This is a genomic window from Mesorhizobium sp. ESP-6-2 (assembly GCF_020164675.1).
Taxonomy (GTDB): Bacteria; Pseudomonadota; Alphaproteobacteria; order Rhizobiales; family Rhizobiaceae; genus Mesorhizobium.
In genome coordinates this window covers 184,791-199,292 of sequence record NZ_JAIUGT010000004.1, presented here as the reverse complement: position 1 = coordinate 199,292, position 14,502 = coordinate 184,791, and the positions used below count along the sequence as shown (strand labels likewise).

The window sequence follows — 14,502 nt, the reverse complement described above, 5'->3', positions numbered from 1 at the left end:
GTGAGCAATGAGCGACGACAAGGCGATCTGGCCTCCGATCGACCCTATTTCGGCGGGCTTGCATGGACGCTGCCCGCGCTGCGGCGAGGGGCGGCTGTTTTCCGGCTTTCTCACCGTAGGCAAACGCTGCACCAATTGCGGTCTTGATTATTCCTATGCCGATGCCGGCGACGGGCCCGCGGTTTTCGTCATCCTGATCATCGGCTTCATCATCGTCGGCCTAGCGCTTTGGGTCGAAGTGACGCTGAGCCCGCCGCTCTGGCTGCATCTGCTGGTCTGGATACCGCTGGCGCTGGTGCTGTGCTTGACGGCGCTCCGGCTGATCAAGGGGGTGCTGCTTACGCTGCAGTACCGCAACAAGGCGGCCGAGGGCCGGCTGGATCGCGGCGAATGACCGACATGTCCGCCAAAGACGGCAGTCGTTCGCGGCCGGGATCGGTATTGCTGCTCGGCATTGGCCTCGTCCTGCTTCTGATCCTGCTGGCGCTCGGCACCTGGCAGGTCCAGCGCCTGCACTGGAAGGAGGGTCTTCTCCAGACCATCGACCAGCGCACCCACTCGCCGCCGCTCCCGCTGGCCGAGGTGGAGAAACAATTCGCCTCGACTGGGGACGTCGACTACACGCCGGTGACGGTGACCGGCACGTTCCTGCATGCGGGCGAGCGGCATTTCTACGCGACATGGGAAGGCGAAGCCGGCTTCAACGTCTACACGCCGCTGGCCCTCGACGACGGCCGCTTCGTCCTGATCAATCGCGGTTTCGTGCCATACGATCTGAAGGATGCCGCCAAGCGCGCCAAGGGACAGGTCGCGGGCAAGGTGACGGTCACCGGTCTCGCTCGCAATCCGCTGCCGGTGAAGCCGTCGATGATGCTTCCCGACAACGACGTGGCGAAGAATATCTTTTACTGGAAGGACCGTGACGTGATGGCGGCGAGCGCTGGCTTGCCGGCGAGCGCCAAGCTGGTGCCCATCTTCATCGACGCCGACAAGACGCCCAATCCGGGCGGTTTGCCCATCGGCGGTGTCACCATCATCGACCTGCCGAACAGCCATCTGCAATATGCCGTGACCTGGTATGGGCTTGCCGCCGCACTTGCCGCCGTTCTCATCCTGCGGCTTCGCAGACCAGCGAAAGAGGAATGAGCGCGACAGACCCGCTTGAAGGGCCCTCGCCCTTGACAGGACGGGGGTAGGCACCTCATTTCGGCTCTGATCAAACGGCCCGGATTCATGCTTCAGACCACCACAAAGCCTCCTCTGACGATCCGCCTCTGCCAGCCGCGCGGTTTTTGCGCCGGCGTCGACCGTGCTATCCAGATCGTCGTGCTGGCGCTGAAGAAATATGGCGCGCCGGTGTATGTCCGCCACGAGATCGTGCACAACCGCTATGTCGTTGAAGGGCTGCAAAGCCTTGGCGCCGTGTTTATCGAGGAACTTTCCGAGATTCCGGCCGAACATCGGCAGTCGCCCGTCGTCTTTTCTGCGCATGGCGTGCCGAAGTCGGTACCGGCGGATGCCCAGGCGCGCAATTTGTTCTATCTCGACGCCACCTGCCCATTGGTCTCGAAGGTCCACAAGCAGGCGATGCGCCACCAGCGGCTCGGCCGCCACGTGCTCCTGATCGGCCATGCCGGACATCCCGAGGTGATCGGCACCATGGGACAATTGCCGGACGGCGCGGTAACGCTGATCGAGACCGAAGCCGATGCCGCGAGGCTCGCGCCGGCGGACCCGAAGGCGCTCGGCTTCGTCACCCAGACCACGCTTTCGGTCGAAGATACGGCCGGCATCATCCGGGCGCTGCAGGACCGCTTTCCCGACCTGCAGGCGCCGGCGGCGGAATCGATCTGCTATGCCACCACGAACCGCCAGGAAGCGGTCAAGGACACTGCCGCGGGCGCCGATCTATACCTGATCGTCGGCGCGCCCAATTCGTCCAATTCGCGGCGTCTTGTCGAAGTGGCTGAGCGTGCGGGGGCTGCGATGTCGCTTCTGGTGCAGCGCGCCGCCGAGATTCCGTGGGATGACATCAGCGACATCTCGACGCTCGGGCTGTCGGCGGGGGCGTCCGCCCCGGAGATCATCGTCGACGAGATCATCGATGCGTTCCGCCAGCGCTTCGATGTCACGATCGACCTGGCCATCACGGCCACCGAAACGGAGGATTTTCCCGTCATGCGGGTACTGCGCGATGTCGAACTGACGGCGGCCGACATGGCTTTCGTCAACGGGGCGCCGTAAGGCACATGGCGGTCTACACCGACGTTGCGGAAGGCGAACTCGGCGCATTCCTGAAGCACTATCCGGTCGGCGATCTCCTGTCCTACAAGGGCATCGCGGAGGGCACCGAGAACTCGAATTTTTTGCTGCACACCTCCAGCGGCTCCTACATCCTGACGCTCTATGAAAGACGGGTGGAGAAGGCGGATCTGCCGTTTTTCCTCGGGTTGATGGGCCATCTCGCCAAAAAGGGCGTGTCCTGCCCGCTGCCGGTGACCGCGCATGACGGTAGCGTCATCGGCACGCTGGCGGGCCGGCCGGCCGTCATCATCACTTTCCTCGAGGGTCTCTCGCTCCGGCGGCCGACATCGATCCACTGCGCCGAGGTCGGCAAGGCGCTGGCCTCCCTGCATCTGGCCGGTGCCGACTTTCCGATGACCCGCCCCAATGCGCTCGCCATCGACGGCTGGCGCAAGCTCTGGTCAGCGGCCCGCGACCGTGCCGATGAGGTCGAGCCGGGCCTTGCGGCCGAAGTCGACGCCGACTTCGCCGACTTCGAGCGGAATTGGCCGAAGGGTCTTCCGGAAGGCATCATCCATGCCGATCTTTTCCCGGACAACGTGTTCTTTCTCGGCGAGAAGCTCTCCGGCCTGATTGATTTTTATTTCGCTTGCAACGACCTCTACGCCTATGACGTCGCCACCTGCCTGAACGCCTGGTGCTTCGAGAAGGATTTTTCCTTCAATCTCACCAAGGGCAAGGCGTTGCTTGCCGGCTACCAAGGTGTGCGGCCTCTGAGTGATCAGGAAAAGGCAGCACTTCCGATGCTGGCACGGGGCTCGGCGCTGCGTTTCATGCTGACCCGGCTGTATGACTGGCTGACCGTTCCCGATGGCGGGCTGGTGATGAAACGCGATCCGACCGAATACATCAGGAGAATGCGGTTTCATCGGACGATCAAATCTGCTTCGGAATATGGGCTGGCATGAGCAAACACGTTGAGATCTTCACCGATGGTGCCTGTTCGGGCAATCCCGGCCCGGGCGGCTGGGGCGCGATCCTGCGCTTCAACGGCGCCACCAAGGAACTATCGGGTGGCGAGGCCGAGACGACCAACAACCGCATGGAATTGCTTGCCGCCATCTCGGCGCTGAACGCGCTCAAGGAACCTTGCACGGTCGATCTTCACACCGACAGCAAATATGTCATGGACGGCATTTCAAAGTGGATCCATGGCTGGAAGAAGAACGGCTGGAGGACCGCCGACAAGAAGCCGGTCAAGAACGGCGAACTCTGGCAAGCGCTGGATGAAGCCAATCGGCGTCACAAGGTTAGGTGGATCTGGGTCAAGGGCCATGCCGGCCATATCGAGAACGAACGGGCGGACGAACTCGCTCGTGAGGGCATGGCGCCGTTCAAGAAGGGCCCGGTCAAGCTTGTTTCTACCCCACCCAAGCCGGTCTCGCAGTCCAAGCAGCCGGCGGTGGCAAAGGCGCGGCGTTCGACCCAAAGCTATTGAATTCCGGGTCGGCACCATCCCCAGGCTGGGATCTCTATCATGCCGGTCCTGCACTATGTGACGCATCCCCAGGTTCAGGTCGACGCCAAAATTCCGGTGCCGGAATGGGAGGGCGCGCGCCAAATTGTCCACGGGTGGCGGCCGATCGACAGGCCGGCACAGCCGTAGATCCTCAGCGGATCAACAGCGCCGTGCCCCAAAGCCCGAGGGCGAACACGGTGTGTGACACCAGGTTCAGCGCCCGTACCTTCATCGGGTTGGGCCGCTTCGACGCTGCCCAGCCCGCGCCCATGCCGGGCGCCAGCAGGAACCAGCCGGCGCCGACTGTGACCATGCCGAGGATGAAAGCCGGCAGGAAAGTCGGTGCGACAAGCCAGCCCGCTCCGGCCACGACGACAAGGATGATGCCGTAGACGATGCCGACAACATAGTGAAAGGCCCAGCCCAAAGCCGATTCGTGTACATAGGGCGTCGCATCGCCAATATCGTCGTGAAAGACTTTTTCCCGTAAATGCCAGACCCAGCGGCCAACGGGGGCCCAGTTCGGCCGTGCTTGACCGAACATCTTGTAGAGAAGAAAGGCCCAGATATCCATCAGCAGCGTGGCGCCGACGCCGATCGCCACGCTACGCCAGACGATGTCGAACGTCATGGTCAGAGCAGTTCGAGGATCTTGGCGGCGCCGGATTCATCGACGCCGGGCTTGGTCTCGACATTTAGGGCGGTGACCTTGCCGTCATCGACGATCATTGAAAACCGCTTCGACCGAAGACCCATGCCGCCACCGGAGAAGTCGGCGTCGAGGCCGATCGCCTTGGCGAAGTCGCCATTGCCGTCGGCGAGGAAGAGGATCTTGCCTTCACCGCCGGTGAAGCGTGCCCAGGCGCCCATGACATGGACGTCGTTGACCGAAACCACAGCGATCGTATCGACACCGCGCGCCAGGATGGCGTCGCGGTTCTCCAGATAGCCGGGCAAATGATTGTTGCTGCAGGTCGGCGTGAAGGCGCCTGGCACGGCAAACAGCACGACCTTCTTTCCTGCAAAAATCTCGGCCGTCGTGATCGGCTTGGGGCCGTCGGCAGTCATCGTCTTGAACGTCGTATCGGGCAGTCTGTCGCCAGCGGAAATGGTCATGAGTTCCTCGCTTGGGAGAATGGGGAAGGACGTAGCCTTGGGTAGCGAACTATGCGCTTTCCCGCAACCATCGCGGGGGGCTGGATCAAGGGAAAGGCAAGAGCCCTTCGACCGCGCCTGCCGAACTCGTCAGCGTATAGTGAAGTCCGCCATCCGTGGGTGTCGTCGAGGGCCGGTCGAGGATCGGCACGGTGAAGATCAGCTTGCCGTCCTTCTGGCTGCGTGCCGGCGAACCGAACATGTAGTCGCGGTCTCCTGCGACGAAGAAGTCCGCCGCTTCCGGATCGCCGGGAAAGCTCGCCTCCACAACCAGCGTTTCATGGTCGCCCGGCAGCACGTTGATGCCGAAGTCGGATCTTGCCGGCGCGGGCAAGGTGGCGAAGCTCGCCTTGACCAGCTCCGCGTCCTCGGCATTGTCCGGGTCAGAGCCGGGGTCGACGGTCAGCCGCGTCTGCACAGGAATGCAGATCGTCTCGCAAATGCCGAGGAAAATGTCGGCGTCGATGACGGATGGATCCTTCGCGGCCGACAGCGTGAACGTCACCGGCAGCGAGACCGGATAGTCGTAGCCCGCCCATTTGCCGTAGCCGTCGTCATGACGCTTCGGCGCCGGGAAGGAAAGGCTGGCATCGGAAATGTTGGTGCTGGCCGAGATATCGAGTTGCGGCGGCACGCCCGCGTCGCCCGGGTCGCGCCAATAAGTCTTCCAGCCAGGCTTGAGCGCTATGTCGAGAACGCCCCGGATGCGGCCGGCATCGTCGGGCTTGCCGCTCGTCACCAGCCGTACCTTGCCGCCTTCGCTGTTGTACCAGGCGGACGAAGAGGCGGCGGCTGGGAGTGTGATTGCCGATCCGATAACGGCGCCGAGCAACAGGATTTTCAAGCTTTGCATGGTGATGATTTGATCGTCCGTTCATGGCCGTGCAATGATTTCATGGTCTTGCCGGTATCATATTTGCGTGACCTTTGCCGCAGGTAATGATCGGCCGGCGGCACGGGCTTGGTCGAAAACCGGCGCTGTACATCTTTTCGGCGCCCGGGAAACGCGTTACGCTCTGATCATGGACTTGTTGCGCCACAAGAAGACGGCCGCCGGCAGCGGCTTTCTCGACGATCAGTTCCTCATTGCCATGCCCGGCATGAAGGACGACCGTTTCACGCGCTCGGTCATCTATATCTGCGCCCACAGCGATGAGGGCGCGATGGGCCTGATCATCAACCAGACGCAGCAGATGCTGTTTCCGGACCTTTTGGTGCAACTTGGCATCATGAACGAGCACGAGGCGATCCGGTTGCCCGCCCGTACCCGCGATTTCGTCGTTCGCAATGGCGGGCCCGTCGACCGCAGCCGCGGCTTCGTGCTGCATACGGGCGATTACCGGGTGGAGTCTTCGCTGACCGTTTCCGACGATGTCTGCCTGACCGCGACCGTCGACATATTGCGCGCCATATCGTCTGGCCGGGGACCGCGCCACGCGCTGATGGCGCTGGGCTATTCGGGCTGGGGCGCCGGCCAGCTGGAAACAGAGATAGCCGAAAACGGCTGGCTGACCTGTCCGGCCACTCCGGAGCTTCTGTTCGACACCGACATCGAGCGCAAATACGACCGGATTCTCGCCTCGATCGGCATCGACCTCGCGCATTTGAGTGTAGCGGCCGGCCACGCCTGAGCTCAGTGGCGTGAAAGCCAATTACGCTTGCGTCAGCGGATACTGTTCCTTCAGCGTCTTCAGCACCTGATCGCCGGGCATCGGGGCGCCGAACATGAAGCTCTGCACATATTCGCAGCCCATCTGCCGCAGCTCCAGCGCGTCGCGCTCGTCCGAAATGCCTTCTGCGACCACCGACAGGCCGAGCTCATGGGCCATGCTGACCATGGATTTGAGCAGCACGGCGCGTTTGGGCGTGTTGTCGTCGACGAAGCTCTTGTCGATCTTGATCGTGTCGAAGGGAAAGCGCGTCAGATAGGCGAGCGACGAATAGCCGGTGCCGAAATCGTCGAGCGACAGGCCGATGCCGAGCTGCTTCAGCTTGGTCAGCACATGGGCGGTCTGCTCGGGATTGTCCATGACCAGCGATTCCGTGAGCTCTAGCCGGAAGCAGCGCGGCTTCAGATTGGCCCGAGCAATAACGGAGCGAACATCGCTGACCAGATCGCGGCGGATGAGCTGGCGGCTGGAGAGGTTGACCGAAACCGACAGCGGCGCGTCGCCGATCTGCTTCTGCCATGCCGCCAGATCCTCTGCGGCCTGCTGCATGGCGAACAGCCCAAGCTGCACGATCAGCCCGCAGCTTTCGGCGACCGGGATGAAATCGGCAGGCGGGATCATGCCGCGGCGCGGATGGTCCCAGCGCAGCAATGCCTCGAAGCCGGCGACGCTGCCGTCTTCCAGCCGCACGATCGGCTGGTAGGCAAGCGTGAATTCGCGCCGTTCGATGGCGCGGCGCAGGTCGGATTCGAACTGCAGCCGGTCGGTGCCGACGGCGCGGAAGGCCGGACGGAACGGTTCGATCCGATCGCCGCCGAAGCGCTTGGCCTGATGCATGGCAAGCTCGGCGTCCTTGACCATGTCCTCGGCCGAGGTCTGCGCCGAGGTCCAGGTGATCAGCCCGATCGAGGCGGTCAGCACGATCTCGCGCTTGGCAAAGGTGATCGGGGCGTTGATGGCATGCTTGATGGCGTCCGCCACCGCCGCGATGCGGGCCGGGTCCTGCTCGGAAAGCAGCATCAAGGCGAACTGGTCGCCGGCGAAGCGTGACAGCGAGTCCTTCGGTTTCAAGAGCCGGTGCAGGCGGCGCGCGATGGTGAGCAGGATGGTATCGCCGGCCGAGATCCCGAGCCCGTCATTGACCTGCTTGAAGCGGTCGATGTCGATGACGAAGACGGTCGGACGCACCTTCTCTTCGGTCCGTGCGATCGAGATGATCGCCTCGAGCCGGTTCATGAACAATTCGCGATTCGGCAGGCCTGTGAGATTGTCGTGCACGGCGTCGTGCAGCAGCCTTTCCTCGGATTTCTTCTGCTCGGTGACGTCGACCATGGTGCCGACGCAGCGGATGACCTCGCCGTCCGATCCGATCACCGGGCGCGCGCGCAGCGCAAACCAGTGATAGTGGCCGTCGGCGCCGCGCAGCCGGAAGTTCTGCGCCACCTTGCCGCGCCGATGCTCGAGCACCACGTCGAGCGTGGTGCGGAACGTGTCGCGGTCGTCGGCATGCAGCACCGGCAGCCAGTTGCGGGCGGCACCCCCCAGACTGTTGGGGGCGAGGCCGAGCTGGATGCTGACATCGGGCTTGGTGACGACGCGGTCGCGCAGCACGTCCCAGTCCCACACCGTGTCGCCCGAGCCGGCCACCGCCAGCGCCTGCCGCTCGAGGTCGGAGAACAGTCCCTGGTGCAGCGCGCCGCCGGCAAAGGCATGCTGCATGACGGTGAAGCCGATCAGCAGGATGATGAGGATCAAACCGCCGCCAAGCGCCGGCTGGGCGATGTCGTTGTCGAGCATGCCGGTTATCGCCATCCACGATCCGCATAGCCACAACAGCACCATCACCCAACTGGGCACAAGCATGATCGCGCGATCATAACCGCGTATGCCGAGGAAGATGATCAGGCCGAGCCCGGTCAGCGCGGTGGCGGCGAAGGACAGCCTGGCGATACCCGCCGCGACCGCCGGGTCGACGATGGCGACGCCGGCGATCAAGAGCAGGCCGAGGATCCAGACCAGCGCCCCATAGCTGAAATGGCCGTGCCATCGGTTGAGATTGAGATAGGCGAACAGGAACACCACGAAGGTAGCCGCCAGCGCCACCTCCGTTCCCGCCCGCCACATCTGCTCATTGCCGGGCGATATCTCGATGATCTTGTTGAGGAAGCCGAAATCGACGCAGATATAGGCAAGCACGGCCCAGGCGAGTGCCGCGGTCGCGGGGAACATGGAGGTTCCCTTGACCACGAACAGGATGGTCAGGAACAGCGCGAGAAGGCCGGCGATGCCGATGACGATGCCGCGGAACAGCGTGTAGGAATTGACCGAGTCCTTGTAGGATTCCGGATCCCAGAGATAGACCTGCGGCAGCTTGGGTGAGGCGAGTTCGGCGATGAAGGTGATCACCGTTCCCGGGTTCAGCGTCACCCGGAAGACATCGGCGTCGGGGCTGCTCTGGCGGTCGAGAGCAAAGCCTTCGCTGGGCGTAATGGCGGCGATGCGGGTCGAGCCGAGATCCGGCCAGAAGATGCCGGAATTGACCAGTCGGAAATGCGGCGCCACGATCAGCCGGTCGAGCTGCTGGTCGGTGGTGTTGGCAAGCGCGAACACGGCCCAGTCGCCGGTGGAACGTGCGTCATTGGCCTCGACCTCGATACGTCGCACGATGCCGTCGGGTCCGGGTGCGGTCGAAACCTGGAAGTTTTCGCCCTGGTTGCGGTAGATTTCCACGGCGCCGGACAGATCGAGCGCGACATCGTCGCGGGCGATCTTGATCGGTTCGACGGCAAAGGCCGAGGACGCAGCGCACAGCGTCAGGATCGTCGCGAGGACAAAGGCGAACAGCGGCCCGTTGCGCAGGAATTTCGTCAAAAATCAGCCCTTCGTTCCAGCGCCTGGCGGATCGTCCGCGATCCGGGCGTAGAGGTAGTGGTCCTGCCAGATGCCATTGATCCTGAGGTAGGATCGCAGAAGTCCTTCGCGCCGGAATCCGGCTTTTTCAAGCACACGGATCGACCTGATATTGTCGGGAATACAGGCCGCTTCGATCCGGTGCAACCTCAGCGTATCGAAGGCGAAGCGGGTCACGACCTTGACGGCGTCGGTCATCAGGCCACGGCCGCCGAAGCGCTCGCCGATCCAGTAGCCGACATGCCCGCTCTGCGAGACCCCGTGGCGTATGTTGCCGAGCGTAATTCCGCCAGCCAACCTGCCGCTCGATTTCTCGAATATGAAGAAGGCGATCGCGGTTCCCTGCGCATAGTCCTCGCGGTAGCGGCTGATGCGCAGTCGCCATGCCGCCCGATCAAGCTCGTCCGGCGCCCAGCGCGGCTCCCATGGTTCGAGGAATGCCCGGCTCTCGCCGCGCACAGTCGACCACTCCCGGTAGTCATTGGTGAACGGCACGCGCAGCGTCACGCGGTCGCCCTTCAGTGCCGGCAGGTCGCGGCGAAAGAAAGGGAGCGCGAACACGGCGCTTGTGCGGGCTTAGACGGCGAGCTTGCGGGCCGTGGTGGGCGTGCCCGGAAGCGAATCGAGGATCGCTTCGTATGGCGCCAGCGTACCCACGGGCCCTACAGCGGTAAGCGTCGGTTTGGTCGAGAACAGCCGTGACGACAGGTCGGTCAAACGATCGACCGTCAGCGCCGAGAGCCGCTCCATCAGTTCCTCCTTGGCGATCGGCCGGCCGAACAAGAGCAGCTGTCTCGCGATCTGCGAGGCGCGGCTGGCCGGGCTTTCCGCCGACATGATCAGACCTGCGCGGTATTGCGCGCGCGCCCGGTCGAGCTCTTCCTGCAGGATGTTCTCGCCGGCCTTCTGCAATTCCTCGATGATGACGGGCACCAGTTCGGCGATGTCGCTCTGCCCGGTCGCGGCATGGACGCCGAATATGCCGGTGTCGGAAAAGCCCCAGTGGAAGGCATAGACCGAATAGCACAGGCCACGCTTTTCGCGGACTTCCTGGAACAGCCTGGACGACATGCCGCCGCCGAGGATCATCGACAGCACCTGCGAGGCGTAGAAATCGCGCACATGGTAGGCGCGGCCTTCGAAGCCCAGCACGATCTGCGCGTCCATCAGGTCGCGGTCCTCGCGGAAATCGCCGCCGACATATTGCGCATATTGCGGGATGGTGTTGTCGGCCTTGGTGCGGAAGCCGCCGAGCTGCTTTTCCACTTCGCGCACGAAATTGTCGTGCTTGATGTCGCCGGCGGCCACGATCACCATGCGCTCGGCGCCGTATTGGCGCTCGATGAAATCGTGCAATTGCTTCGACGTGAAGGATTTGACGGTTTCCGGCGTGCCCAGAATCGAGCGGCCGATGGTCTGGTGGCGAAAGGCCGTCTCGGTGAACCGGTCGAACACGATGTCATCGGGCGTGTCGTGCGCGGCGCCGATTTCCTGCAGGATCACGTGCTGCTCGCGTTCGAGCTCCTGTGGATCGAATTCCGATTCCTGCAAGATGTCGGCAAGAATGTCGACGGCCAGCGGCACGTCGTCGGACAGCACCCTGGCATAGTAGGATGTGGTCTCGACGCTGGTGGCGGCGTTGATCTCGCCGCCGACGTCCTCGATTTCCGAGGCGATCTCGAAGGCTGTTCGCCGCTTTGTGCCCTTGAACGCCATGTGCTCGAGCAGATGGGCCATGCCATGCTCTTCGTCACGCTCATTGCGGGCACCCGACTTGACCCAGGCACCCAGGGCAACCGATTCGATGCTTGGAAGGGTTTCGGTGGCGACTGTCAGGCCGTTCGACAGACGGCTTACCTCAACACCCATATGGTTCGTACTCCTTAACGCGCCGCTCGCGCACGGCGGCTGACGTAATCTTCCACCATTTTCAGGTCGGATGGAAGTACCGTGTATTTTTCCTCCGATGTCATCAACCCACCTAGCCATGCGGGCAGTGCGGGCGACACGCCGCTGGCGGCCTCGACGGCGGCCGGGAATTTTGCTGGGTGCGCAGTGCCCAGCACCACCATCGGCACGGCATTCGACGCCTTGCCGGCCGCGACATGCACGGCTGCCGCGGTATGCGGATCAAGCAGGTAGTTGCTGGCCGCGAGCGTCGAGCGGATGGTGGCGGCGACCTCGTCCATATCTGCGCGGCCGGCATCGAATTCGGCTCGCATCCCCGCGATTTCCGTGGCTTCTATGGTGAAGGCGCCGGATTGTTTGAGGCCGGACATGTAGCGCCGCACCGTCGCCGGGTCGCGGCCCGACGCCTCGAACAGCAGGCGCTCGAAATTCGACGACACCTGGATGTCCATGGAAGGCGAGGTAGTCGCGAACACGCCCTTGGTGCGGTATTCGCCGGTCGCAAAAGTGCGTGCCAGTATGTCGTTGTCGTTGGTGGCGATGACCAGCCGATCGATCGGCAGGCCCATTTTTTTGGCGGCGTAGCCGGCAAAGATATCGCCGAAATTCCCTGTGGGCACGGTGAAGGAGACGGGGCGATCGGGCGCGCCGAGCGACAGGGCCGAGGAGAAATAATAGACGATCTGGGCCATGATGCGGGCCCAGTTGATCGAATTCACCCCCGACAGCGAGACCCGGTCGCGAAAGCCGTGGTCGTTGAACATGTCCTTGAGCATGCCCTGGCAATCGTCGAAATTGCCTTCGATCGCCAGCGCATGCACGTTTTCAGCCTTCGATGTCGTCATCTGCCGTTGCTGCACCGGCGAGACGCGGCCATGCGGGAAGAGAATGAAGATGTCGGTGCGGCTGCGCCCGGCGAAGGCGTCTATCGCTGCTCCGCCGGTGTCGCCCGATGTGGCGCCGACGATGGTGGCATGCTGGTCGCGTTCGGCGAGCACATGGTCCATCAGCCGGGCAAGCAGCTGCATCGCCACGTCCTTGAAGGCCAGCGTAGGTCCATGGAAGAGTTCGAGGACAAAGGCGTTGGGGCGGGTCTGGACCAGCGGGCAGACGGCCTCGTGGCGGAAGGTGGCATAGGCCTCGCGCACCAGGCGCTCGAACACGGGCACCGGGATTTCGTCGCCAAGGAACGGCGACAGCACGCGGATGGCCAGGTCGGGATAGGCCAGGCCGCGCATGGCGCGGATCTCGGCCATCGAGAATTGCGGCCACTGGCGCGGCACATAGAGCCCGCCATCGCGAGCCAGGCCTGTCAGCACGGCATCGCAAAACCCAAGCGCGGGCGCTTCGCCGCGGGTACTCACATATTGCATCGTCACAATTCCGTTACTGCCTTGGGTTTTCCGCCCACCGCAAGGTGGTTAATTTCTACGCTGGCTCAGTCGCATTTTGGCCGCGCGGTTGATATACGTCACCAGCTTTGCGAGAGGGAAGTGCAGTTTCATGGCGTTTCATACATTCAGCGGTCGCTTTTTCGCGGGTCTTGCGCTCACAGGCTTTATGCTTGCCGCCGCCGGCTGCCAATCAGGCGACAACGGCATTCTGAACCTGGGTTTCGGCAAGAAGGACCCGACCGCGCCACCGCCGCCGCAGGACCCCAAGATTCTGGCCAGCCAGTTGAACGCCTATTGCCCGAGGGTGACGCTTCGCGACGGCACGGCATTCTTCAACACCTACGCCAACGAAGCCCGCAAGCCCAGGCCCAAGCTCAAGAAGACCGGCGACGCCGCGCAGGATGCCGCGGCCCAGGCTGCGGCCGACGCTGCCGCTGCTACTCCGCCGGACGATTCGGCGAGGATCATTTATCAGGCCTCGATCAGCGACGTGACCCGCGATTGCAGCCGCGCCGATGGACAGCTGACGATGAAGATCGCCGTCGCCGGCAAGATCGTGCCGGGGCCGAAATTCACGCCCGGCACCATCACCATGCCGATCCGCACCGCGGTAATGCATGGCACCGAGGTGCTTTACTCGCAGATCCACCAATATCAGGTCCAGGTTACCGATCCCTCGGTCGCCACCCAGTTCGTCTTCACCGATTCCAACGTGGTCGTGCCGGCGCCGACGGCGCAGGATTATCAGGCCTATGCCGGCTATGATGAAAATGCGCCGAAGGCGGGGACCGACAAACCGAAGAAAAGCAGGAAGAAAGCCGCCGCGACCAACTAAATCCGCCGCGGCGGTGCTCGTTGAGGCCTAGCGGACGCTCACGCGTCCGCCGACCACTCGGATAAAGCGGCCAGCGTGCCGCTCAGCTCCGCCCAGCGGCGGATCACCGTCTCGGCGCCCGCCTCCGTCAGCGCATCGGCATGGCCGGGATAGCTATGGGCGGCGCCGGTGAACCCGATGACACGCATTCCCGCCGACCTTGCGCCGGTGACGCCGTGTACGGAATCCTCGATGACGAAAGTGTTTGCCGGATGGGCGCCGAGCTTTTCAGCGGCCATCAGGAACACGTCCGGAGCCGGTTTGGTTTTTCCGGTCGGCGTCTCCATCGCGGAGAAGATACGCCCGGCGAAGAATGGCAGCAGATGCACCTTCTCCAGCATGAATTCTATCCGCTCCGAGCGTGAGTTGGAGCAGATGCAACGTTGCGCCGTCACCGAGGCGACCGCTTCGCGCACGCCTTCGATGGCGCGAACGTCGCTGCGCAGTTTCCGGTCGACCAGCTCCTCGGCGCGATCAATCAGCGATACCTGGAACGGGATGTTGGACTTCTCCTCAACCCGCATCAGAATGTCCTTGAACGTCAGCCCCGCATAGGTCTCGGCAATCTCCTCGGCCGAGATCTCGTATCCGGACAAGGTCAGGAGCTCGGCCTCGACGCGCGCGGCGATGATTTCGGAATCGACGAGCACGCCGTCGCAATCGAAGATGACAAGGTCTGGCTGGGGCATGGTGATCCGGGCAATGAGGGCGGACAGGCTTCAGGCGGCGCGGCATACACCAACGGGCACGTCGGCGCAAACCGGCGGCATCCGCTCGCTGCCCTTCACCGAATATTTACGCTGATCGGTAACCATAACCGGGAGTAAA

15 protein-coding genes are annotated in these 14,502 nt (G+C 63.2%); 7 read left to right on the top strand and 8 right to left on the bottom strand.

Going from position 1 to position 14,502, the window contains the following annotated elements; all coding sequences use genetic code 11:
- Nucleotides 1–7: 7 nt before the first annotated feature.
- From LB532_RS13425 to rnhA, 5 genes are all read left to right on the top strand, one after another.
- Nucleotides 8–394 (top strand): DUF983 domain-containing protein, encoded by a 387-nt coding sequence (locus LB532_RS13425; protein ID WP_140494962.1) that lies wholly within the window; start codon nucleotides 8–10, stop codon nucleotides 392–394.
- Nucleotides 395–399: 5 nt separating this feature from the next.
- A complete protein-coding gene (locus LB532_RS13420) occupies nucleotides 400–1,146 on the top strand; it encodes an SURF1 family protein (RefSeq protein WP_411908879.1) in 747 nt (248 codons plus the stop codon).
- A gap of 87 nt (nucleotides 1,147–1,233) precedes the next feature.
- Nucleotides 1,234–2,244: a 4-hydroxy-3-methylbut-2-enyl diphosphate reductase gene (ispH, locus tag LB532_RS13415; protein WP_140638665.1), complete on the top strand. Its 1,011-nt coding sequence runs from the start codon at nucleotides 1,234–1,236 to the stop codon at nucleotides 2,242–2,244.
- Between the two features lie 5 nt (nucleotides 2,245–2,249).
- Nucleotides 2,250–3,212: a homoserine kinase gene (locus LB532_RS13410; RefSeq protein ID WP_140638666.1), complete on the top strand. Its 963-nt coding sequence runs from the start codon at nucleotides 2,250–2,252 to the stop codon at nucleotides 3,210–3,212.
- Nucleotides 3,209–3,742: a ribonuclease HI gene (gene rnhA / locus LB532_RS13405; protein ID WP_140638667.1), complete on the top strand. Its 534-nt coding sequence runs from the start codon at nucleotides 3,209–3,211 to the stop codon at nucleotides 3,740–3,742. The genes LB532_RS13410 and rnhA overlap by 4 nt, the downstream gene beginning before the upstream one ends.
- A gap of 172 nt (nucleotides 3,743–3,914) precedes the next feature.
- Here rnhA and LB532_RS13400 read toward each other — a convergent pair whose 3' ends face one another.
- The 3 genes from LB532_RS13400 to LB532_RS13390 all read right to left on the bottom strand — a co-directional run bounded on the left by LB532_RS13400 (nucleotide 3,915) and on the right by LB532_RS13390 (nucleotide 5,771).
- Nucleotides 3,915–4,394: a DUF2938 domain-containing protein gene (locus LB532_RS13400; protein ID WP_140638668.1), complete on the bottom strand. Its 480-nt coding sequence runs from the start codon at nucleotides 4,392–4,394 to the stop codon at nucleotides 3,915–3,917.
- Between the two features lie 2 nt (nucleotides 4,395–4,396).
- Nucleotides 4,397–4,879 carry a peroxiredoxin gene (locus LB532_RS13395; protein WP_140558196.1) on the bottom strand — a complete coding sequence of 161 codons (483 nt, stop codon included), beginning with the start codon at nucleotides 4,877–4,879 and terminating at the stop codon, nucleotides 4,397–4,399.
- A gap of 85 nt (nucleotides 4,880–4,964) precedes the next feature.
- Nucleotides 4,965–5,771, bottom strand: coding sequence for a protein-disulfide reductase DsbD domain-containing protein (locus LB532_RS13390; protein ID WP_140638669.1), 807 nt, complete (start codon nucleotides 5,769–5,771; stop codon nucleotides 4,965–4,967).
- A 169-nt stretch (nucleotides 5,772–5,940) separates the two neighbouring features.
- Between LB532_RS13390 and LB532_RS13385 the strand changes: the two genes are divergently transcribed.
- Nucleotides 5,941–6,549 (top strand): YqgE/AlgH family protein, encoded by a 609-nt coding sequence (locus tag LB532_RS13385; protein WP_140494949.1) that lies wholly within the window; start codon nucleotides 5,941–5,943, stop codon nucleotides 6,547–6,549.
- A 21-nt stretch (nucleotides 6,550–6,570) separates the two neighbouring features.
- On the opposite strand, the gene LB532_RS13380 is transcribed toward LB532_RS13385, so the two are convergent.
- From LB532_RS13380 to thrC, 4 genes are read right to left on the bottom strand one after another with little or no spacing between them, the layout of a single operon-like run.
- Nucleotides 6,571–9,459: an EAL domain-containing protein gene (locus LB532_RS13380; protein WP_140638670.1), complete on the bottom strand. Its 2,889-nt coding sequence runs from the start codon at nucleotides 9,457–9,459 to the stop codon at nucleotides 6,571–6,573.
- A 3-nt stretch (nucleotides 9,460–9,462) separates the two neighbouring features.
- Nucleotides 9,463–10,059, bottom strand: coding sequence for a GNAT family N-acetyltransferase (locus tag LB532_RS13375; protein WP_140638671.1), 597 nt, complete (start codon nucleotides 10,057–10,059; stop codon nucleotides 9,463–9,465).
- A 15-nt stretch (nucleotides 10,060–10,074) separates the two neighbouring features.
- A complete protein-coding gene (locus LB532_RS13370) occupies nucleotides 10,075–11,367 on the bottom strand; it encodes a M16 family metallopeptidase (RefSeq protein WP_140494943.1) in 1,293 nt (430 codons plus the stop codon).
- A 14-nt stretch (nucleotides 11,368–11,381) separates the two neighbouring features.
- The gene (gene thrC / locus LB532_RS13365) at nucleotides 11,382–12,779 is read right to left on the bottom strand and encodes a threonine synthase (protein WP_140638672.1); all 1,398 of its coding nucleotides are present in this window, start codon (nucleotides 12,777–12,779) and stop codon (nucleotides 11,382–11,384) included.
- A gap of 130 nt (nucleotides 12,780–12,909) precedes the next feature.
- On the opposite strand from thrC, the gene LB532_RS13360 reads away from it, so the two are divergent.
- Complete coding sequence (locus tag LB532_RS13360) at nucleotides 12,910–13,635, top strand: hypothetical protein (RefSeq protein WP_140638673.1); 726 nt, start codon at nucleotides 12,910–12,912, stop codon at nucleotides 13,633–13,635.
- A 38-nt stretch (nucleotides 13,636–13,673) separates the two neighbouring features.
- Here LB532_RS13360 and LB532_RS13355 read toward each other — a convergent pair whose 3' ends face one another.
- Complete coding sequence (locus LB532_RS13355) at nucleotides 13,674–14,363, bottom strand: HAD family hydrolase (RefSeq protein ID WP_140638674.1); 690 nt, start codon at nucleotides 14,361–14,363, stop codon at nucleotides 13,674–13,676.
- Nucleotides 14,364–14,502 lie beyond the last annotated feature (139 nt).